23 protein-coding genes and 1 riboswitch are annotated in these 19,596 nt (G+C 58.8%); of the genes, 9 read left to right on the forward strand and 14 right to left on the reverse strand.

Annotation, left to right across the window (positions count from 1 at the left end; all coding sequences use genetic code 11):
- Window positions 1–2: 2 nt before the first annotated feature.
- The 7 genes from J1W56_RS19555 to J1W56_RS19585 form a co-directional block, all read right to left on the reverse strand.
- Window positions 3–878, reverse strand: a complete 876-nt coding sequence (locus J1W56_RS19555) for an aldo/keto reductase (RefSeq protein WP_223614978.1) — start codon at window positions 876–878, stop codon at window positions 3–5.
- A 219-nt stretch (window positions 879–1,097) separates the two neighbouring features.
- Window positions 1,098–2,351: a BAR domain-containing protein gene (locus tag J1W56_RS19560; RefSeq protein WP_223614979.1), complete on the reverse strand. Its 1,254-nt coding sequence runs from the start codon at window positions 2,349–2,351 to the stop codon at window positions 1,098–1,100.
- Between the two features lie 112 nt (window positions 2,352–2,463).
- The gene (locus tag J1W56_RS19565) at window positions 2,464–2,871 is read right to left on the reverse strand and encodes a hypothetical protein (RefSeq protein ID WP_223614980.1); all 408 of its coding nucleotides are present in this window, start codon (window positions 2,869–2,871) and stop codon (window positions 2,464–2,466) included.
- A gap of 198 nt (window positions 2,872–3,069) precedes the next feature.
- Window positions 3,070–3,810, reverse strand: a complete 741-nt coding sequence (locus J1W56_RS19570) for an NAD-dependent epimerase/dehydratase family protein (protein ID WP_223614981.1) — start codon at window positions 3,808–3,810, stop codon at window positions 3,070–3,072.
- 92 nt (window positions 3,811–3,902) lie between these two features.
- Complete coding sequence (gene copD, locus J1W56_RS19575) at window positions 3,903–4,787, reverse strand: copper homeostasis membrane protein CopD (RefSeq protein ID WP_223614982.1); 885 nt, start codon at window positions 4,785–4,787, stop codon at window positions 3,903–3,905.
- The gene (copC, locus tag J1W56_RS19580) at window positions 4,787–5,158 is read right to left on the reverse strand and encodes a copper homeostasis periplasmic binding protein CopC (RefSeq protein ID WP_223614983.1); all 372 of its coding nucleotides are present in this window, start codon (window positions 5,156–5,158) and stop codon (window positions 4,787–4,789) included. Before copC ends, copD begins: the two co-directional genes overlap by 1 nt.
- 86 nt (window positions 5,159–5,244) lie before the next feature.
- Window positions 5,245–5,841 carry a histidine phosphatase family protein gene (locus J1W56_RS19585; protein WP_223614984.1) on the reverse strand — a complete coding sequence of 199 codons (597 nt, stop codon included), beginning with the start codon at window positions 5,839–5,841 and terminating at the stop codon, window positions 5,245–5,247.
- Window positions 5,842–5,888: 47 nt separating this feature from the next.
- A riboswitch (cobalamin riboswitch) is annotated at window positions 5,889–6,039 on the forward strand.
- 32 nt (window positions 6,040–6,071) lie between these two features.
- Here J1W56_RS19585 and J1W56_RS19590 point away from each other — a divergent pair.
- The 4 genes from J1W56_RS19590 (at window position 6,072) to J1W56_RS19605 (ending at window position 8,264) form a co-directional block, all read left to right on the forward strand.
- Entirely contained in the window at window positions 6,072–6,281 is a 210-nt protein-coding gene (locus J1W56_RS19590; RefSeq protein ID WP_130269314.1) for a CbtB domain-containing protein, read from the forward strand.
- Window positions 6,282–6,293: 12 nt separating this feature from the next.
- Window positions 6,294–7,034 (forward strand): CbtA family protein, encoded by a 741-nt coding sequence (locus J1W56_RS19595; RefSeq protein WP_223614985.1) that lies wholly within the window; start codon window positions 6,294–6,296, stop codon window positions 7,032–7,034.
- 64 nt (window positions 7,035–7,098) lie between these two features.
- On the forward strand, window positions 7,099–7,749 hold the full coding sequence (locus tag J1W56_RS19600) for a hypothetical protein (RefSeq protein WP_223614986.1): 651 nt from the start codon (window positions 7,099–7,101) through the stop codon (window positions 7,747–7,749).
- A gap of 164 nt (window positions 7,750–7,913) precedes the next feature.
- Window positions 7,914–8,264, forward strand: a complete 351-nt coding sequence (locus J1W56_RS19605) for a DMT family protein (RefSeq protein ID WP_105733139.1) — start codon at window positions 7,914–7,916, stop codon at window positions 8,262–8,264.
- A gap of 2 nt (window positions 8,265–8,266) precedes the next feature.
- On the opposite strand, the gene J1W56_RS19610 is transcribed toward J1W56_RS19605, so the two are convergent.
- Window positions 8,267–9,229, reverse strand: coding sequence for a hypothetical protein (locus tag J1W56_RS19610; RefSeq protein WP_223614987.1), 963 nt, complete (start codon window positions 9,227–9,229; stop codon window positions 8,267–8,269).
- A gap of 227 nt (window positions 9,230–9,456) precedes the next feature.
- A complete protein-coding gene (locus tag J1W56_RS19615; protein WP_223614988.1) occupies window positions 9,457–10,470 on the reverse strand; it encodes a 1-aminocyclopropane-1-carboxylate deaminase in 1,014 nt (337 codons plus the stop codon).
- Window positions 10,471–10,629: 159 nt separating this feature from the next.
- Here J1W56_RS19615 and J1W56_RS19620 point away from each other — a divergent pair, with 159 nt between their 5' ends.
- The gene (locus J1W56_RS19620) at window positions 10,630–11,094 is read left to right on the forward strand and encodes an Lrp/AsnC family transcriptional regulator (protein WP_223614989.1); all 465 of its coding nucleotides are present in this window, start codon (window positions 10,630–10,632) and stop codon (window positions 11,092–11,094) included.
- Window positions 11,095–11,117: 23 nt separating this feature from the next.
- Here J1W56_RS19620 and ntrC read toward each other — a convergent pair whose 3' ends face one another.
- Genes ntrC through dusB form a run of 3 tightly spaced genes read right to left on the reverse strand, consistent with a single transcriptional unit; the run spans window position 11,118 to window position 14,739 of the window.
- Window positions 11,118–12,584: a nitrogen regulation protein NR(I) gene (gene ntrC / locus J1W56_RS19625; RefSeq protein WP_223614990.1), complete on the reverse strand. Its 1,467-nt coding sequence runs from the start codon at window positions 12,582–12,584 to the stop codon at window positions 11,118–11,120.
- A gap of 2 nt (window positions 12,585–12,586) precedes the next feature.
- Window positions 12,587–13,744 (reverse strand): two-component system sensor histidine kinase NtrB, encoded by a 1,158-nt coding sequence (locus tag J1W56_RS19630; RefSeq protein ID WP_223614991.1) that lies wholly within the window; start codon window positions 13,742–13,744, stop codon window positions 12,587–12,589.
- The gene (gene dusB / locus J1W56_RS19635; RefSeq protein WP_223614992.1) at window positions 13,741–14,739 is read right to left on the reverse strand and encodes a tRNA dihydrouridine synthase DusB; all 999 of its coding nucleotides are present in this window, start codon (window positions 14,737–14,739) and stop codon (window positions 13,741–13,743) included. The genes J1W56_RS19630 and dusB overlap by 4 nt, the downstream gene beginning before the upstream one ends.
- Before the next feature lie 192 nt (window positions 14,740–14,931).
- Between dusB and J1W56_RS19640 the strand changes: the two genes are divergently transcribed.
- Window positions 14,932–16,125, forward strand: a complete 1,194-nt coding sequence (locus J1W56_RS19640) for a bifunctional 2-C-methyl-D-erythritol 4-phosphate cytidylyltransferase/2-C-methyl-D-erythritol 2,4-cyclodiphosphate synthase (RefSeq protein WP_223615209.1) — start codon at window positions 14,932–14,934, stop codon at window positions 16,123–16,125.
- Window positions 16,122–16,613 carry a CinA family protein gene (locus tag J1W56_RS19645; protein ID WP_223614993.1) on the forward strand — a complete coding sequence of 164 codons (492 nt, stop codon included), beginning with the start codon at window positions 16,122–16,124 and terminating at the stop codon, window positions 16,611–16,613. Before J1W56_RS19640 ends, J1W56_RS19645 begins: the two co-directional genes overlap by 4 nt.
- 1 nt (window position 16,614) lies before the next feature.
- Here the strand turns inward: J1W56_RS19645 and J1W56_RS19650 are convergent, their stop codons facing one another.
- Complete coding sequence (locus J1W56_RS19650; RefSeq protein WP_223614994.1) at window positions 16,615–17,043, reverse strand: GNAT family N-acetyltransferase; 429 nt, start codon at window positions 17,041–17,043, stop codon at window positions 16,615–16,617.
- Between the two features lie 299 nt (window positions 17,044–17,342).
- Here J1W56_RS19650 and J1W56_RS19655 point away from each other — a divergent pair, with 299 nt between their 5' ends.
- Both J1W56_RS19655 and J1W56_RS19660 read left to right on the forward strand, forming a co-directional pair.
- The gene (locus J1W56_RS19655) at window positions 17,343–18,071 is read left to right on the forward strand and encodes a class I SAM-dependent methyltransferase (RefSeq protein WP_223614995.1); all 729 of its coding nucleotides are present in this window, start codon (window positions 17,343–17,345) and stop codon (window positions 18,069–18,071) included.
- 355 nt (window positions 18,072–18,426) lie between these two features.
- Window positions 18,427–19,056 carry a DUF1062 domain-containing protein gene (locus J1W56_RS19660; protein WP_223614996.1) on the forward strand — a complete coding sequence of 210 codons (630 nt, stop codon included), beginning with the start codon at window positions 18,427–18,429 and terminating at the stop codon, window positions 19,054–19,056.
- 77 nt (window positions 19,057–19,133) lie between these two features.
- Here the strand turns inward: J1W56_RS19660 and J1W56_RS19665 are convergent, their stop codons facing one another.
- Window positions 19,134–19,592: a type II toxin-antitoxin system RatA family toxin gene (locus tag J1W56_RS19665; protein WP_105732851.1), complete on the reverse strand. Its 459-nt coding sequence runs from the start codon at window positions 19,590–19,592 to the stop codon at window positions 19,134–19,136.
- Window positions 19,593–19,596 lie beyond the last annotated feature (4 nt).

Here is a 19,596-nt window from a genome sequence, read left to right on the forward strand (position 1 = left end):
ATTTATCGTCCGGCGAGTGCCTTGCCTTCCCGGTCAAGCGCGCTGAATTCCTCATCGGAGAGGCTGATCCTTGCGGCATCGACGTTTTCCTCAAGGTGCTTGACCTTGGATGTTCCCGGTATGGGCAAAATGACCGGGCTGCGCTTGAGTACCCATGCCAGGGCGATCTGGCCCGGCGTCGCCTTGTGATGGGCAGCGATGGTGTCCAGCAACGAGCCTGGCTTTGCCAGATCACCGGCAGCCAGCGGGAACCAGGGAATGAAGCCGATTCCGTTTTGCGTGCAGTAATCCACGACATCCTCGCTTGCGCGATCAACGAGATTGTAGCGGTTCTGCACCGTCGCCACTTTGAAGAATTTCGAAGCGGCCCTGATCTCTTCAACGGACACCTCGCTCAGTCCGGCGTGGCGGATCACACCCGCGTCCAGCAGCGATTTCACAGCGCCGAACTGTTCGTCACGCGGTACTTTCGAGTCGATCCTGTGCAATTGCCAGAGACCGATCTGATCAACACCAAGCTGGCGAAGGCTCTTATGCGCCTCGTCGATCAGGTATTTCGGATCGCCCTTCGGCGTCCAACGGTCCGGTCCCTCGCGCGTAAGGCCAGCCTTCGTGGCGACGAGAATGTCGCCATAGGGATGAAGGGCATCCCTGATCAGAAGCTCTGAAACATCCGGACCATAGGAATTTGCCGTATCGATGAAGTTCACGCCAAGTTCCGGCAGGCGCTGCAAGGTGCGGACGGCTTCCGGCTTGTCGGCGGGTTCCCCCCAGATACCACGGCCAGTGATGCGCATGGCGCCAAAGCCAAGACGATTGATTTCGATATCGCCGCCAATTCTGAATGTACCGGATTGGGATGCAATGGATTGGGACATTGTCACAGTTCTTTCGTTTGAATTGGAGTATTCGATGAAAGTCGGGAACGTCTGTTGCGCACGGAACGCGCGCAAGATCGTGAACGCACGCCACGGTGCGTCCTTGATACATATAGACCGCAACGGCAAAAGTTTAAGGCTTGAAGACGCGCCCGCCCTCGTTACTCGTCACGAGAGCGGCCAACGATTGCCATTGGCCGATACCCGAACGGCTGTATTCTAATTGAAATAAAAGGCGTAAGAGGCGAAATTTCCTTCGAAGATCGCCGTGATCTGGTTCCATTCGCCGCTGCTCATCGCCGGACCGTCCTGAAGATACGGCACGGCAGCCGGACCGGTGAGCCAGAGGATGAAATCAAACGGCCTCGGATCGTCGAAAACCTTGGCCAGATTGATGCCTTTGTCAAAGCGCCAATGGGGAACGAGGATCTTGCCATCCAGGGCCGCCTCGAATTGCGACAACACCGCGAGCCAGGCCTGGATGCGCTCCTGCGTGACATTGAAGGATGGCAGCACACCGCTCTTCTGCTTCGGGCCGGGCAGCCATTCATGGTCGTCGTCGGTTTCCTTGTCGACGAGGGCCCAGGTTTCCCGGTTGAGTGCAATGACCTTCTTCAGGTGAACGCGCACATCGCTCCACATCGCCGTGTCCGCAACCGGCCAGCGAATGGTGTGAATGAGGGTTATGAAATCAGCGATGTCATCGGCCTGTGCCTTGTTCACCCCGAACATCGTATATTCGTCCGCGCCCCTGCCGTTGACTGCCGACATGGTCGAGACAGCACGGGGAAACACCACGCTGAAGCTGCTGTTCCAGCTTTCGGAAAAATCATGGGAAAGCCATGCCTTGGCGACGGCCATCAGCAGATTGTCATAACCTTGCAGCCATTTCGCATCGGCGGTGTCGAAGCCGACAATGAAAGGCAGGGGATCGCCGTTTTCATTGGTATCGGAAATGGCACGGCCGATATGGTCTTCCGGCCCAACCTTGCCGTCGCCATTCCAGTCAAACCGGGCAACGGAAAGATCGACTTTCAGCTTTGCCGGCTTGTCGCCAACGGCGGCAAGTGCCTTGTCGGCAGAATCGAGATCGGCAATGAACGTTGCGAGAATGCCGCGGAATTGCTCATAGGTGATGGGTTCCGGATCACCGTTTCTGGCGATTTGGCTGGCGCCCAGCCCCAGATACAATTCATAGCCATCCGATTTCGAACCAAATCCATGTTTGAAAAGCGATTGCGCCAGCTTTTCGAACGCGCGGGCGGTGCGCACAAGGCCCAGCCCCAGCTGCGCATCGGCATTGTTCGTCGCTTTCGCTGCCAAAGCCAACAGTTGCTCATCGGCCTCGCCGATACGGCCATTGGCAAGATATTTCTGGAACAGCTCGGTCGCGGCATTGTCCGCCCGCGCAGCTGCTGAAAAAGCGAAGCAGGCAAAACTTGCCGCCATGATCAGGGAAATGAGTTTTTTCACGCAGATTTTCCGTTGTTGATGACATCGAACAGCGGATTGATAGGCCGGCGGAAAGCAAAAGTCTGTAAAATACAATCTTGTGGTGTGCTTATTCACCTATAGATTGCAACTATCAGCGTGGCTGATCGTCATCCCTGGCAAAAAATGCCGTCTTTTCTGCCTCTGATTGCAGCACTTCCTGAGCCCGGTCAAGCGCGCGCATGGCGGCAAAAAGCACCTCCCGATCATGCTGGTGCGCCTCGAACAGCGCAACAAAGGCCGGGTTGGTGATTTCATGCGGTTTTGGCGCAGCTTTGGCCCGGTTCAAGCTGTCATCAGCGGTGCGCCTGGCCTTCTCCACGTGATGTCTGGCCGCATCAACATCCGACAAGCTCTTGAAATACTGGCTCATTGTGCGCTTTACCGCTTTCGATGAACGCCCGGCTGCGCTGGAGAGCAAAGCCTGCCTGCTCTGCTCTTCCAACGTATTCTTGCCGGCGCGGCCGGCAGATTTGCTGTTCAGGTCGGACACGTTTTTCATGGGCCATTCTTTGACGATTGGCCACAGCATAGGGCATGGCATCCCATGCTGAAACGAAAGCACGGTTAAAACTCCCGTCAAAACGGGCACTGGATTCCGGTTCTGCCACCTGTGCTAGAACGAGATTGCGCTTTGCCCCTCTCCCAACTCTGTGGGAGGCCGTCTGTCGATTCGCCTCGCGCCGGTCATCGCGAGGGTCTATGGACGGCCGTCAATGCGGAATGCGGCGTCCCAGCCAAGTGCATGGCGGGCTTTCCCGCTGTTGGCGACAACGTCCGTCTCGGTAACATTGTAGGCGCCGCTTGCACCGCGCTCGATAGCCTTGAGTGCTGCGCTGGCGGCCGCATCGACATGGACGCGCAAATCCGGATTGGCCGGCATATCGACGCCGGTCCCCGGCCCGTAGAAAAAGCCGTAGCGCAGGACAATGCCCTCCATGCCCGGCTCGTTCAACACAGCCCGTTCCATGGCCGCGACACCGGCAACGGTCGTCGCGCGGGGTTCTTCCGCGTGCAGATCAAGCGGATCCGTCTCGATGAACACACCGGGTTTCGGCGCATAGGCCCAGGCGATGCTCTGCGCGATGATGCGCCCGACACCCGCGATTTTTGCCGCCTGCACAAGATTGGCGGTTCCCTCGCTGCGGATGCGCGCATTGCGGCTGATGAAATCCTTCATCGCCGCTGGATTGACACCATGCGGCAAATCCGTGAGCTGATGTATGATCACATCGGGCGCGGCCTCAGCTACAACGGATTTGAGTTTTTCGGCATCGAAGACATCGACAATGGCCGGCTCAACCCCGATCCTTCGCAAGGAAGCGGCCTTCTCGGCGCTGCGCGTGGTGCCGGTCACCACATATCCGGCCTCCACCAACAGCGGTGCAAGCCGCCTGCCAACCGCGCCGCTGGCGCCTGCGAGAAAGATATTCCTGATCATGTGCCTGTCTCCTGTCATTGCCTGCAATTGGTCTTGCGCCACCAAGACGAGACAGCCCGATCGAACGTGACATGCCCCTCACGTTTTTCGACCTAGACAGGTTCGAGCATGCCAAACCAGGCAACCAGCCCGAGCACGACAATGCCCAGCGCGATCTCCGTCAGGGTTCCGAGCCGAATGGCGCGTATGGAACCTGCCTCGCTGCTGCGCATGCGCGGAACGAAAACATACCGGTTGATCAGGGCCAGTCCGGTCAACACCACAACCAGAATGATCTTCAGCGCCAGCAAGGCCTGATAGGGGGATGTCCAATCAGCCGGCAGACGTCGAAGGACGAGCGTGGTATTGACCAAGCCGGACGCGATCACCAGTGCGACGGCCGCATGACCGGCCGACGAAAACCGCATGAGCGCCGTTTGTGCAGCCACACGCCATTCCGCCTGGCGCAGCCGGCCAAGAATCAGCACAACCGGTATCAGCGCTCCAATCCACGCGCCGCCCGAGAGCACATGCACCATATCGTTGAAACGGTGGGCTGCGCCGATCCAGCCCTCCCGCATTGTGGCATGGCCGGAAAATGCCAGGCTTGCCAGAAGCAGTCCCGACGCCATGGCAAGAGCGACGCGCGCGCGGCGTGGCGACAGAGCCAATGCGGGCAACAAAAGCAGGGCGGCCGCGACCTGTATCGCCCAGCCGCGACCGACACTGGTCTCAAGCAGCACGTCCCGGATGGTTCCGAGATCGACGGCATCGCTCCAGCCCTGCCCGATCATTCCAGCCTGCAGCGGCAGCGCGGCAAAGATCGTTCCGATAGCCAGAAAGACCGCGATCCCGCTCGCAGGACGCAGGCGCTCCCCGATCTCCAGCGCCAGGGGTTTGGGCACAAGCAGTGCGAGATAGGCAAACGCGCCCCACAGGAACATCGTGGACGTATTGTGCACGAACCTGCACAGAACAAGCGTGGTCTCCAACCCCATCAGGGTTTGACGGCGAATGTATAGCTGCCCTTGGTCTTGTGACCGTCGGTGGAAAGTGCGGTCCAGTTTACGGTGTATTCCCCCGACGCGAGGGGTGCCGACAGCGGAATGACCAGTGTCTTGTGGTCGTTGATCGACAGTTTGGCCTGTCCCGTCGATACGGTCGCCTTGCCCGGGCCGGTGATCGTTGCGCCTGAAAATTTCAGGTTCAAACCCTCGGAAAACCTCAGATCGATCTCGACGGGCGAGACCTTCACAATGGCGTTTTCGGCCGGAACTGCCGATTCAAGATGGGCGTGCGCCAATACTTGCCCCAACAGGCCGGCATTGAGGACGGTTGCGACAGCAAAAATACGAATGAGCCGTGACATGAGAACTCCTGTGAGCGGGCGGATTTGACGGGTCCGTAGAAAGGGTGCGACCGCGCGGCGAAAGCTAAGCCTGATTTTTGCCGGGATCATGGCAGTAACCCTGTGGGACGCGGCGGCACGCAGGCGGCAGCGCGAAGCATCCACCGGCGGCCGTCGCTGCTCATTTCCGTACAGCTGCGCGGCTCGACATCGATGCGCCAAAATGCGGAATCCGGTGCCTGCAAGACGCTCAGAACAGCGGCGCGAATGACGGAAGCGTGCGTCACCACGATTGTGTGACCGCCATCATGCATATGCGCGCTCATCCAATCTGCAATCCTGACGAGAAAATCATGGATGGACTCGCCGCCATGCGGGGCCGAGGCGGGATTGTTCATCCAGTCCGTCACATCGTCCGGGTGGGCTTGGTGGACAGCGGCAAGCGTCCTCCCCGCCCATTTCCCGTAATCGATATCCGCCAACGCCGTATCGACAACGGATTCCAAACCCAGGGCATCGGCGGTTTGCCGGGCACGCAGCGCCGGACTGGTCAAAACATGGTGCGCACGGCGCAAATGCCCGGCAATGGCCTGCAGGTTTTGGGCTTCCCCGGGTTCAAGCGCTTCGTCGGCGGGGAAAGCACCTGTGCGGACCGCCGGTGTGGCGCCATGGCAAACAAGGGTCAACCGCGTGGCTCTGGCCAAAATATCCCTCAAAACCCTCAGGAAAAAACCGGAAACAGCCCGCAGACCGTTCATTGACAGTCTGCGGCGCGCACAGATATAACCGTGCTGTTGCGAGTTTGGAAGCCGGTGAAATTCCGGAGCGGTCGCGCCACTGTAATTAATCAGTCCTTTTTCACTGATTGAAAGCCAGACCCTGGCCGCAACATCATTTATTCCGTTAGTGAACGCGTCATTCTGGGAGAAAATTCATGTCCGATATCGCTCTTACGCCGTCAGCAGGCGTCACGCCCATTCCTCTTGGCGAAGTCTTGCCCTGGGCCATTTTCGGCGGGCTGATCATGCTGCTCGCAATCTATTTCATCGGTGCGGAAGAAGGTGCGATGTCACTCTTCTCAGGCATGTATGTGCACGAATTCGTTCATGACGGCCGCCATCTCCTCGGTTTTCCCTGCCACTGAGGAAACGAAACAATGACAAGAGATCTTTTGATCCGCGGCATGATCGTAGGGGTCATCGCCGGGTTGTTGGCGTTCGGGTTTGCCCGGGTGTTCGGCGAACCGCAGGTTGATCATGCCATTGCCTTCGAGGAAAAGATGAGCCAGGCGGCCGGCGCAGCGGCTGAACCGGAGCTTGTCGCGCGGGCGACACAGGCCGGCATCGGCCTGTTTACCGGCATTGTCGTCTACAGTGCCGCGCTTGGCGGGTTGTTCTCCCTGGTCTTTGCCTTTGTGCATGGCCGGGTCAGTTCCCTCAGCCCGCGCAGTACGGCGGCCCTGCTGGCGCTCGCGGGTTTTGTGGCAATTGTTCTCGTTCCCTGCATCAAGTACCCGATGAATCCGCCTGCGGTTGGCAGCCCGGACACCATCGGGGCCAGAACGGAATTGTTCTTCGTCATGCTGGTGGTTTCGCTCGGTGCCCTTGCGGCGGCTGTGGGTCTGGCAAAGCGCCTTTATGCCCAGCACGGCGCATGGAACGCGACATTGATGGCCGGTGCCGCCTATGTCGTGTTCATTGCGCTGGTGCAATACTCGCTTCCCGCCATCAACGAAGTTCCCGAACAGTTCTCACCGACCGTTCTCTGGAACTTCCGCGTCGCATCGCTGGGGATCCATGTGATCGTCTGGACCACGCTTGGTCTGCTCTTCGGCGCTTTGGCTGAACGGGTTCTGGCCGGACAGCGTCCGCGCTATCGCCTGCATGCGGCACGCTGAGCGCAGTCGCGCCATTCCTGAACGCCCTGTGGGCGTTCAGGCTTCCGCTGCCGATGGGACTGTCATGAGACCGCAACGCTTCGATATCCCTATGGGATGCCCGGCAGGCTGGTTCCTGGCGCTGGTCGCATGCCTGTTCATGCTGCAAACCGAAAGCGGATGGGCGCACCGCAGCAGCGCCGGCACCGATACATCGGGCATTTCCATTCCAAGCCTGTCCCATGGTGAAATGGCGGTTATCGCCGACTACCGCAAGCCGATCCTCGATCTGGCGGCCCGCATGACCCGCACCGATGAAAAATTCCGGCGGCTGCTGAACTACACCAATATCCAATACAGCTATTGTCTCTGGGGCATTGTCCCCGGCAGCATTGCGGATGAGCAAAGCCCTTTCAATGCCTGTTCGCACGCTTATCTTGCTGCGACGAAGGCTGTGCTTGTGTATATGCGCGACATGCCTGAACACCGGGACGCCGTCAGTACCCTTGTCTCCGATCTCGATGTCACACTTGTGCGCAACGGCGGCTCTTTCGTCATGTGCCAGTATAGCGGCGATCCCTACAACACGGCTGATATCATCAGACCGCGCTGGAGCGATGTGCCTGGACACCTGACCAGCCTGTTTTCCTTCCTGGGATTCGCGATGCTGCTTGTTTCAGCGGTTTTTGCCGTCATCCATCTGACACGCCCGCCACGACAGCCCGTCAACGCCTGATCAAGGCTATGGCCTTTAGGTCACACCGCGCATGTCTTGTCGCCAAACCCCAGATCACCCTTTCCGCTGCGCGCGACTTGACGTAAGCCTGCTGTCCGGATCGCTTTGACCGTTTGAACCTTATTGCATTCCCTGCCCCAAGACGCTTAGCGCAAGGACACTTCATGCCCTCCTTTGATTATATCCGCCCCATCCTCCTGTTGCTTGGCTCAAATGTTTTCATGACATTTGCCTGGTATGGCCATCTTAAATTCGCGGACCGTCCGCTCTTTCTGGTCATCCTCATCAGCTGGATGATTGCCTTTGCCGAATACTGCCTTGCGGTACCGGCGAACCGCTACGGTCACGAGATCTATTCGGCCGCCCAGTTGAAGACCATCCAGGAAGTGATCACGCTTCTGGTCTTTGCCGGGTTTTCAGTGATGTATCTTGGCGAAAAAATCACGATCAACCACCTCGTCGGCTTCGCGATGATCTGCGGCGGCGCATTCTTCGTGTTCAAGGGTCCGCTTTAGGATCAAACGGCAGCGAGACCGCCCAGCGCCTTGTCCTTCAGGTCGCGAAAGGCCTGGGAGGTCCGGCTTAGCCGCTCCTCCCATTCCGGGTCGATGGCTTGTCCCTCGATGGTCCTGAAATAGACCGTCATCAAGGCAGCGATGGCAAAGGGCTCGAGCAAGGCCATTTTCACCGCCCATGCCAGAGCAATGGCGACGAAAACCGCGTAACCGGCGCTTGGTCCCGGTATCCAGTAAAGCATGGCTGCGGCGGGCGTCAGCGTCAGCACGAAAATACCAGCGGTCATGATCCAGACGATGAATGACAGCCAGATGGCATTTTTCACCATGATCCTGCTGTTCTGCGCGTAGAGCACGATGCCGCGCATGCCGTTGTCGAACGGCGCGGCTCCCGCCATGCGGATATTGTAACCGAGAATGATTTCATCGACATAGGTGATGGACATGCGGAGGAAGCTGTTGAGCAGATTGGCCGCAGCCAGCAACCCCGGGACAGGGACAAGCGATGCGATCCCGGCCGTCAGCACACTGATGGATTGCAGGACCGCCTTGATGAGCTGATCAAAGACAAAGAACACATTGGCTTCGATGAACCGTTCGGTGACGACCGTCCGGGCATAGGTCAATTGCCCCTGCCCGCCTGGCACCGCCTTGCCTCCAATGAGATGCACGAGCACCGCGATGTGGCCCGCCTTGAGAATGTAGAGAAGGTATTCACGCAGATCGCAGACCAGTGCCGTCGCAGCCACGAGACCAATAAGCCCGCCGATTCCAGCACAACGTGCGGGCGCTTCCGGGTCTGACAGGATAAAAATGTGACCAATGCCATAACCGGCACCGGCACCGCAGGCAACAATGACACAATAGGCAGCAGGTATTGCGGTATAGACGATCATGCGCAGCACGATGAATGGCCACGTCCGCACCATGATGATCAGGGTCCAGAAGATACTGAAGTTCCACATATTGCCAATGCCTCGATTCCAACGGCAGTCCGCGGAATTTATTGCATTATTTCAAGTTAAAACACAATATTTGAATCGAGGGACATTGAGAAGCGGCTGAAGATTGCAACCTTATAAGCATCGGATCCGACGAGTGAGATTAATCATTAGTCGGATAATATTTTAACAGAACCGCTGAAAGGAGCCATAACTCCCCTCTCGCGGCACTTGAATCGCCTGTAGCACGGCTAGCCGTTGCGAAACGTATAGGCATAGCCGTTCAGCGCCGGAGCACCGCCAAGATGCGCATAGAGCACCTTTGACCCATCGGGGAAAAATCCCCTGCCAACGAGATCGATCATGCCCTGCATGGATTTTCCCTCGTAGACAGGATCGGTGATCATCCCTTCCAGCCGGGCACAGAGGCGGATGGCCTGCTTGGTTTCCTCCGAGGGGACACCATAGACCGGATAAGCATAGTCTTCGTTGAGGATGACATCCGCCGCAGTCAGGTCTTTGCCAAGCTCGACCAGATCCGCGGTACGGCGGGCGATCTCCAGCACCTGTGCCCTGGTCTGCGCCGGGGTGGCCGAGGCATCAATGCCGATGACGTTGCGTTCGCGCCCGTCTTTGGCAAAACCGACAAGCATGCCGGCATGGGTCGAACCGGTCACCGTGCAGACAATGACATAGTCGAATGTGAAGCCGAGCGCGGCTTCCTGCGCCCGCACCTCTTCGGCAAAGCCGACATAGCCCAGGCCACCATACTTGTGCACCGAAGCTCCCGCCGGGATCGGATAGGGTTTGCCGCCCTTGGCTTTCACATCCTCGATGGCGTTTTCCCAGCTTTCGCGAATACCGATGTCAAAGCCTTCATCCACCATTTCCACATCCGCGCCCATGATCCGGCTGAGCAGGATATTGCCGACGCGATCATAGACGGCGTCCTCGTGCGGCACCCAGCTTTCCTGTACCAAACGGCATTTGAAGCCGATCTTCGCGGCTGCCGCCGCAACCATCCGCGTGTGGTTCGACTGCACGCCGCCAATCGATACGAGCGTATCTGCGCCCGAAGCGATGGCATCCGGTATGATATATTCGAGCTTTCGCAGCTTGTTGCCGCCGAAGGCCAGCCCCGAGTTGCAATCGTCGCGCTTGGCATAAAGCTCGACCCGGCCGCCGAGATGTGCGGACAGGCGGCTCAGTTTTTCAATAGGCGTCGGCCCGAATGTAAGCGGATAGCGTTCGAATTTTTCCAGCATTGTTTTCCCTTTCGAAGTGGTTTTCGTAGGCAAAACGCTATCACCCTTCCAAAGAAAGGTGCTCTCATAGTTCGGCGCTGAAATTGATGAATAATGATTTCACTACGCCAATTCTGCGCTATGCTTCTGCATTAACGTTTATTTTCGGAAGATTCTTTCATGCCGGGTGAACTGGACCGCATCGATATGAAGATGCTGCGGCTGTTGCAGAAGAACGGGCGCTTGACCAATGCCGAGCTGGCAACGCTTGTGGATGTGAGCCCGGCGACCTGCCATCGGCGCACGCAGCGCCTGTTCGACGATGGTTTTATCAAGACAGTGCGGGCCATGGTGCAACCGCAAATGGTGGACCGGGGTGCACTTGTCATGGTCGGCGTGGTGCTGGATCGTTCGACGCCGGAAAGCTTTGCGCAGTTCGAACAGGCGGTGACGAAACTGAGTTTTGTTCTCGACTGCAATCTTGTCGCCGGTGATTTCGATTATTTCCTGAAAATCCGCGTCAAGGACATGGCCGATTTCAACCGGATTCACGGCAGCCAGTTGATCGCCCTGCCCGGCGTGCGCCAGACCCGGACGTTCTTTGTCATGAAGGAAGTCATCGACAACGCACCGCTGGATTTTTGATCGAAGCGGTCGGAATCTGTATCCTATCGCCCCAAATCGTTCTTGGTGTTCTTGTAGATATTCACGCCAAGCTCGCGGATTTTCTTGCGCAGCGTGTTGCGGTTGAGCCCGAGCAGTTCGGCTGCTTTGATCTGGTTGCCATGGGTAGCGGTCAGGCATGAGAGGATGAGCGGGTATTCCACTTCCTCCAGCACGCGCTGGTAAAGCCCGACCGGTGGCAGGTCATCGCCATAGGACAGGAAGTAGCGCTGCATGTTGAGTTCGACTGCCTGGGCGATGGTGATGTCCTCGTTGGACATCGACGTCGAGGATGGCTCCGCCGGCCGCAGGTCGGCCTTGAGCTCCGCCTCGATCACATCCGCATTGATTTCTTCCTGCGGATAAAGCGCGGCGAGACGGCGCACCAGGTTTTCCAGTTCGCGCACATTGCCGGCCCAGGGATAGCGGCGCATCAGGTCGAGACCATCGGCGGTGATGCGTTTTTCCGGCAGGCCGTCCTTTGCCGCCATCTTGAAGAAATGCCGGACAAGGTCGGGAATATCCTCGCCGCGCTCGCGCAGCGGCGGCAGGCGCAGCGGCACCACGTTCAGGCGGTAATAGAGATCCTCGCGGAACATGCCCTGATTGATCAGCGTCCGCAGGTCCTTGTTTGTCGCGGCCACGATCCGCACATCGGTCTTGATCGGCGTGCGCCCGCCCACGGTCATATATTCGCCCTGCTGCAGTACGCGCAGCAGGCGTGTCTGTGCTTCCATCGGCATATCGCCGATTTCATCGAGGAACAGCGTGCCGCCATCCGCCTGCTCGAACCGGCCGCTCGACCGGTTCTGCGCACCGGTAAAAGCACCCCGTTCATGGCCGAACAGTTCCGATTCGATCAGGTCGCGCGGAATGGCAGCCATGTTGATGGCGACGAACGGCCCCTTGCGGCGACGGCCATATTCATGCAGCGCCCGCGCCACCAACTCCTTGCCCGTGCCGGATTCACCTGAAATCATCACGGTCAGGTCGGTCTGCATCATGCGGGCAAGAACGCGGTAGATATCCTGCATGGCGGGCGAGCGGCCCACCAGAGGCATGGTATCCGGTTGTTCTTCATTGGCCCATTTTTCCGGCTTTTTCTTCGGTTCAGCCAAGGCACGGCCGACAATGCTGACAAGTTCGGTCAGATCGAATGGTTTTGGCAGATATTCATAGGCCCCAGCCTCCGAAGCGCGGATTGCCGTCATGAAGGTGTTCTGCGCGCTCATGACGATAACAGGCAGATCGGGGCGCGATTTCTTGATGCGCGGCAGAAGGTCGAAAGCGTTTTCATCGGGCATCACCACATCGGTGATGACAAGATCGCCGTCACCGGCGGAAATCCAGCGCCACAGGGTGGCTGCATTGGAGGTGATGCGCACATCGTAACCGGCACGCGACAGCGCCTGATTGAGGACTGTTCTGATTGCTGCGTCGTCATCCGCAACGAGAATGCTGCCCAAGCTCATGATCAGAATCCTGCCTTTTTCGATATAATCATTTCATCCGCATGGTCGTCGTCCGACGGATCGCTCTGCCATGCGGGCATCAGAATGCGGAATGTCGTCTTGCGCGGCACGGAATCGCACTCGATGACACCGCCATGATCGCCAACGATTTTTGCAACGAGCGCCAGGCCGAGGCCCGAGCCGTTCGGCTTTGTCGTGATGAACGGATCGAACAGATGCGGCATGATATCCGGTGAAACGCCTGAACCGGTATCCTGCACGCAGAATTCGAGTGGCAGGGATACCCGGTTGCGGATGCCCGGAATCGACAGGCGGATACCGGGGCGGAAGGCGGTCGACAGCGTGATCTCGCCCGGCTCGCTCGTGCCGATGGATTCCGCCGCATTCTTCACCAGATTCAGGAACACCTGTACGAGCTGATCACGATTGGCAAAAACATAAGGCAGCGACGGGTCATAATCTTCGTGGAACTTGATGTGGCTGGCAAAGCCGTTCTTGGCGATGGCTTTGACGTGATCCAGCACGACGTGGATATTCACCGCCTCCCGCTCGATCGGGCGCTCGTCGGAAAACACTTCCATGCGGTCGACAAGCGAGACAATCCGGTCGGTCTCGTCGGTGATCAGCCGCGTCAGCGCGCGGTCATCATCGTTGAGACCGGTTTCCAGCAGCTGCGCCGCACCGCGAATACCCGACAGCGGGTTCTTGATTTCGTGCGCCAGCATGGATGCAAGGCCGGTCACCGAGCGGGCAGCGCCGCGATGGGTCATCTGCCTGTCGAGCTTTTCCGCCATTGACCGCTCCTTGAACAGGATGACGATCGATCCCGGTGCTTCGCTGACCGGCGTGACGTAGAGATCGACAATGCGGTCCTGTCCGAGGCGCGGCGACGAAACATCGACGCGATATTCATTGACGGGCGACGGGCTTTCCCGCACCTGCTTGACCAGAGCCAGCAACGGGCTGCCGAATGGCAGCAGCATTTCCAGCGTGTTGCGGCTCAATATGCTGGCGCTGGAGCGGAAAAACGCTTCCGCATCGGAATTGGCATAGGAAATATGCCCGCTTTCATCGAGCATGATCACCGGATGGCGGATCGCATTGAGAACGATCCCGGCCAGTTTGTCGTCCATCGCAACATTGTCTGCCGATGTCATCATGCAACCTTCTTCATGTCATGTTCGTCCGGCCGCGCGAGTGCGGCATGCAGGCGCCCGGCAACCAGACGCGGATTGGTTTCGGTCATGATCGCGGCGCGTTCAGCCGCGCTGATATCGACACCGTGCTTTTCCAGATACCAGCCGAGATGCTTGCGCGAATGCCGAATGCCGGTCGGCTCGCCGTAATGGGCCAGCATCGCTTCGTAATGGGCGACCGCATAATCGGCGATCAGGCCTGTGTCCTGCCCGTTCTGCACGCCATGAACGATCGTCCCGGGCAGCCAGGGCTGCCCATAAGAGCCACGTCCGACCATGACCGCATCGGCTCCCGACGCCTCGAGAATGCTATTGGCATCGTCGCGGTTCAACACATCGCCATTGGCAACAAGCGGGATGGAAACGGCTGATTTGACGGCACGGATGGCATGCCAGTCCGCCTTGCCTTCATAGAACTGGCAGCGCGTGCGTCCGTGCACCGTCACCATCTGCACACCGGCCTGTTCGGCACGGGCGGCAAGTTCCGGCGCATTGATCGTGTCGTCATCCCAGCCCAGACGCATTTTCAATGTCACGGGAATCTTTACCGCAGCGATGGTCGCCTCGATCAGCGTCAGGGCATGATCGAGATCGCGCATCAGGGCTGAACCGGAAAAACCGCCGGTCACCTTCTTGGCCGGGCAGCCCATATTGATATCGATGATATGCGCGCCCTCACCTTCGGCAATGCGCGCGGCTTCCGCCATCCACTTTGTTTCGCGTCCGGCGATCTGCACCACATGGGTGCCGAGACCGTCTCCGCGCAGCCGCAGCAGGTTGCCGCGCTCGCGCGTGCACAACTCGGCGCTGGCAACCATTTCGGACACGACCATGCCTGCGCCGGCCTTCCACGCCAGCTGGCGGAACGGCAGGTCGGACACACCGGACATCGGCGCAAGGAACACCCGGTTACGCAGTTGCACGCCGCCTATCTCGAGTGGTTGATTCAGATCGATCACGTCACTATTGCCTGTTTCGTATGCAATTTTCCAATCGCCTATCCTTTAGACAGGAACACCGGACTAGGCAAGGCAAAGAGCACCTCGAATGGACGAGATTTCGTTTAAACCTCTGGTCTTTCGCCTCGGCAAGAGGTAACGCAGTCTGGAGTTACGGAGAGAAGTGTGGCGGCAGGTACAAACGACAAGCAGATGCGGGTGGCAGCCGTCATTGTGGCGGCTGGTCGCGGGGAACGCGCGGGCCAAAGCGTTGAAGGACCGAAGCAATACCGCAAGATCGGCGGTGAAGCGGTTCTGGCGCATACGCTGCGGGCCTTTCTCGGCTGCCCGTTCATCGACGATGTCGTCGTTGTCATCCACAAGGAAGATGAATCCCTCTTCGCCCAGGCGGCAGGAGACTATGCGGCACGGGTCACATGCGTAACCGGAGGGCCGACGCGGCAGGAATCAACCCGGCTTGGCTTGCTCGCCCTGAAAGACCAGGCGCCGGACCACGTGCTCATCCATGACGGTGTGCGGCCGTTCATCTCCGCCGACCTGCTCGAGCGGGTTATTTTCAACCTGACGCCGCATATTGGTGTCCTGCCGGTGCTTGCCGTCTCCGATACGCTGAAAGCAGCGGGCCATGATGCCATGGTCAGCGCCACGGTGCCGCGCGCCGGGCTTTATGCGGCACAGACGCCGCAGGCCTTCCCCTATGGGCCGATCATGGCGGCGCATGATGCCGCGTTTGCCATCGGCCGTTCCGATTTCACCGATGATTCTGCCATTGCCGAGTGGCAGGGCCTGCCGGTGCGGATTGTCGAGGGATCGGCTGACAATACCAAACTCACCTGGGCAAAGGATATCGATATGGCTGATGACCGTCTGTCGCAAAGGCATGCCGCCTTCCCGGATGTGCGCACGGGCAACGGCTATGATGTGCATTCTTTCGAGCCCGGCAATGGCGTGACGCTCGCCGGCGTCTTCATCGAACATGACCGCAAGCTCAATGGCCACTCCGATGCGGATGTCGCCTTGCATGCACTGACCGATGCTTTGCTGGCCACGCGCGGCGCGGGCGATATCGGCACGCATTTCCCGCCGTCCGACCCGCAATGGAAGGGTGCCGCCTCGCATATTTTTGTCGAGCATGCCGTGAAAATCGTCAAGGCGGCGGGCGGGCGTATCGCCAATGCCGATATCACCCTGATCTGCGAAGAACCGAAAGTCGGCCCGCACCGCGAGGCGATGACCGCGGCCCTGTCGAAAATGCTCGGGATTACGCCCGATCGTGTATCGGTCAAGGCGACGACCAATGAAAAAATGGGCTTTATCGGCCGCAAGGAAGGCATCGCCGCCATCGCCACGGCGTCGGTGATCTATCCGGGAGGATTGCCGGAATGAGCGGACTGATCGCAGAGGCAAAAGCCATCGCGGTTCTGGAGGCCTGCCGTGCCAGAGGCATTCTCCTGGCAACGGCGGAATCCTGCACCGGCGGGCTGATTGTGGCATCGCTCACCGACATCGGCGGGTCATCCGATGTGGTGGATCGCGGCTTCATCACCTATTCCAACGAAGCCAAGCACGCGATGCTCGGCATTCCCATGGAAGTGATCGCTGCCCATGGCGCCGTATCGGAGGAAGTGGCGCTGGCCATGGCAGCGGGCGCATTGCAACACTCCCGCGCCGGCATTGCCGTGGCGGTGACGGGTGTTGCAGGTCCGGGCGGCGGATCGGCGGCCAAGCCGGTTGGTCTCGTCTGGTTCGGTGTCGCCCTCAAGGGACAGGCGCCGCAGGCTGTGCGCCATGTTTTTCCCGATCAGGGGCGCGCGAGCATCCGGCAAAACGCCGTCGAAACGGCGCTCGATCTGGTGTTGAAGACGCTCGCCTGACTCAGGTGCGCGACACCCGGAACGCCATGCCGATGGAATCCGGCGTCACCGGCTCGAAGCCGAATTTTGCGTAGAGATGTTTGGCCGGGCCATCGGCGATGAGGCTGACATAGGCGCCATCAGGCGCTTCCGCCGCCACATAGTCCATCAGCGCAGCCATGATCTTCTTGCCAAGCCCGCGCGCCTGATGGGCGGGATCAACCGCGATGTCCACCACCTGATAGAAACAGCCGCGATCCCCGACGATGCGGCCCATGCCGACTGCCTTGCCGTCCAGTGTCACCGTCACGCCGCAGACCGTGTTGGGAAGACCGATGAGAGCCGCCTCACGGCTCTTCGGACTCAAACCGGAAATCACCCGCAACCGGCAATAGTCGTCAACGGATGGTGCTTCCCCGTGAAGCGTGTAATCGTGCTCAACGCCGCTCATCATTCTCTCCCAAGCTGGTTGCGCCGCAGTTCTAGCTGAATCGTCCCGCTGCGATCAATCACCCGATGCGCGGAAACTTGCCATTCTTGACATCATCACCGCCAGCATGGGATATCGGTTCCATGATCGAGAAAGACGTTTTGATTGTTGCGCGGGTTGCCGGCATCCCAACAGGCGGGATGCAGGGACTTCGTGCACGCTGATCGAAAAGCGCAACGCGTCACCAGCAAACCCCGCCGGCAACGGACGGGGCTTTTTTATGGTGCGCGCCGTCCATCGGCATCAAGATGGAGAACACGATGACACAGAATATTTATGATACGCCGGCCTTCTTCGAAGGCTACAGCCAGTTGGGCCGCTCGGTGGGCGGTCTTGCCAGTGCCGCGGAATGGCCTGCCCTGCAGGCGCTGATGCCAGACCTCCACGGCCTGCGCGCCGTGGATCTCGGTTGCGGTTTTGGCTGGTTTGCCCGCTGGGCGCGCGAGAACGGTGCCGCAGAGGTGCTGGGCCTCGATGTTTCGGAAAACATGCTGGCGCGGGCGCGATCAACGTCGACAGATGCGGCCATTCGTTATGACAGAGCCGATCTGGAGGTGCTTGACTTGCCCGAGGCAGCGTTTGATCTCGCCTATAGCTCACTCACCCTGCATTACATCGACAATCTGGCCGGGCTGTTCCGGACCGTTCACAAGGCACTCGTTCCCGGCGCGAAATTCATCTTCTCGATGGAACACCCCATCTTTATGGCACCATCCCGTCCCGGCTGGTCGATTGATGCGGAAGGTCGCAAATCCTGGCCCGTCGACGGCTATCTGGTCGAGGGACCGCGGGTGACCGACTGGCTGGCCAAAGGCGTCATCAAACAGCACCGGACAATCGGCACCATCCTCAATCTGCTGATGACAGCGGGTTTCACCATCGCCCACGTGGAAGAATGGAAGCCGACGAAAGAACAGATCATCGCGAGGCCCGAGCTTGCCGAGGAACTGGAGCGGCCGATGTTCCTGCTGGTTGCCGCACAGCGCTAAAAGCCACAAGACGCCGTTTGATCGCGAGAAATCCGGGGGCTTCCAATGGCGCCCGGATTTTGATACGGCTCAGCGCGGAAGAGTTTTTGCCCCTCCTGGAGTCTCATTTTGCCATCGTAAAGACCGGTCTCGCCTGTATTACCCCGTGCTGCTGACAACGCGCGTTGCGTTCCGGCAGTGCTGACACATGTTCAGCGGGTGGCAGAGTTAGAGGCCGGTTGGCAATTCAAGCGTGCGCCTTCCGCAGACGCATCGGCCCAAAACTCTTCCCATCCCCGAACACGCCACACCGCGCTCAGTCCATGACTGTCTGACAGCCTTCTTGCTGAACTTCCAAAAGGAAGATCAAGACGGCATGTCCAATACTCTCTGCGTCCAATGGACCATTGTTCCACGAACGGCTCCCCAGCCTCGCATCGCCTGCAGCCATTGCCGCTGCGTGCGGCCCTTCCAATCCAGCGGCAAGGCCCGGCTCAACGCCAATGGCCGCAAACTCGATGCCTGGCTCATCTACAAATGCACGGTCTGCGACAACACGTGGAACCGCACGATTTTCGAGCGCAGGCATGTCCGGGATATCGACCTGCAAACCCTTGCAGCGCTTCAGACCAACGATCCGGAATGGCTCGACCGTCTGGCATTCAATCCAATTGGATTGAAGGCAATGGAGGTCACGGAGTTCTCAGATGTTACCGTCAGGAAGAAGCTTCTCTCTCACGCGCTGGATGTAACGCAGCTGTCGATTGAACTCAGACTGCCACTGACAACGACCGTGCGCCTCGACCGGCTTCTGGCTTCGGAACTGGCTTTATCCCGCAGCCGGATACAGACACTCGAAAGCGACGGCCTGCTGTCCACGGTGCCATCGGGTCGCAACATTCTGCGAAAAAGCGTTGGAGACGGTCTGGTCGTTCTCCTGGATATTTCCGACGAACCAGAGCGCGGCAGGATTATCGATGCGGCAAGCAGACAGGTGAACGGCTGAAACAGAACACCCCACGGCGGCGATTCCTGCGCTGTGGGGTGTTTTAGTTAACCGGCAAATCAAAAGATGGTTTTGCGTTATGAATCGCGCCCGTAAATCTGGTCGGCGCGCTTTTCAAAGGCTTCGGTGAATTTCCGGAAAGCAATATCGAACATCGATCCCATCAAAAAACCGAGCGTGCGGCTTTTGAATTCATAGTCGATGTAGAATTTGACCTCGGAATGTTCCGGGTTTGCGGAGGGCACGAACTGCCATTTGTTGTCGAGATAGCGGAACGGCCCGTCGACATATTTGGTCTCGATCACCTTCTCGTCCGGCTTGAGCAGAACCTGGCTGGTAAACGTCTCGCGGATCAGCTTGTAGCCTACGGTCATATCGGCAATGAGCAGCGTCTTGCCGTCCCGCTCCTTACGTGAGCGCACCTTCAGGCTTTCGCACATCGGCAGGAACTGCGGATAGCTTTCCACATCCGCCACCAGATCGAACATCTGCTCGGCCCGATGCACCACGGGGCGTGTCGTATCGAATTTCGGCATTCAG

The organism is Phyllobacterium calauticae, from assembly GCF_019991125.1.
Taxonomy (GTDB): domain Bacteria; phylum Pseudomonadota; class Alphaproteobacteria; order Rhizobiales; family Rhizobiaceae; genus Phyllobacterium; species Phyllobacterium calauticae.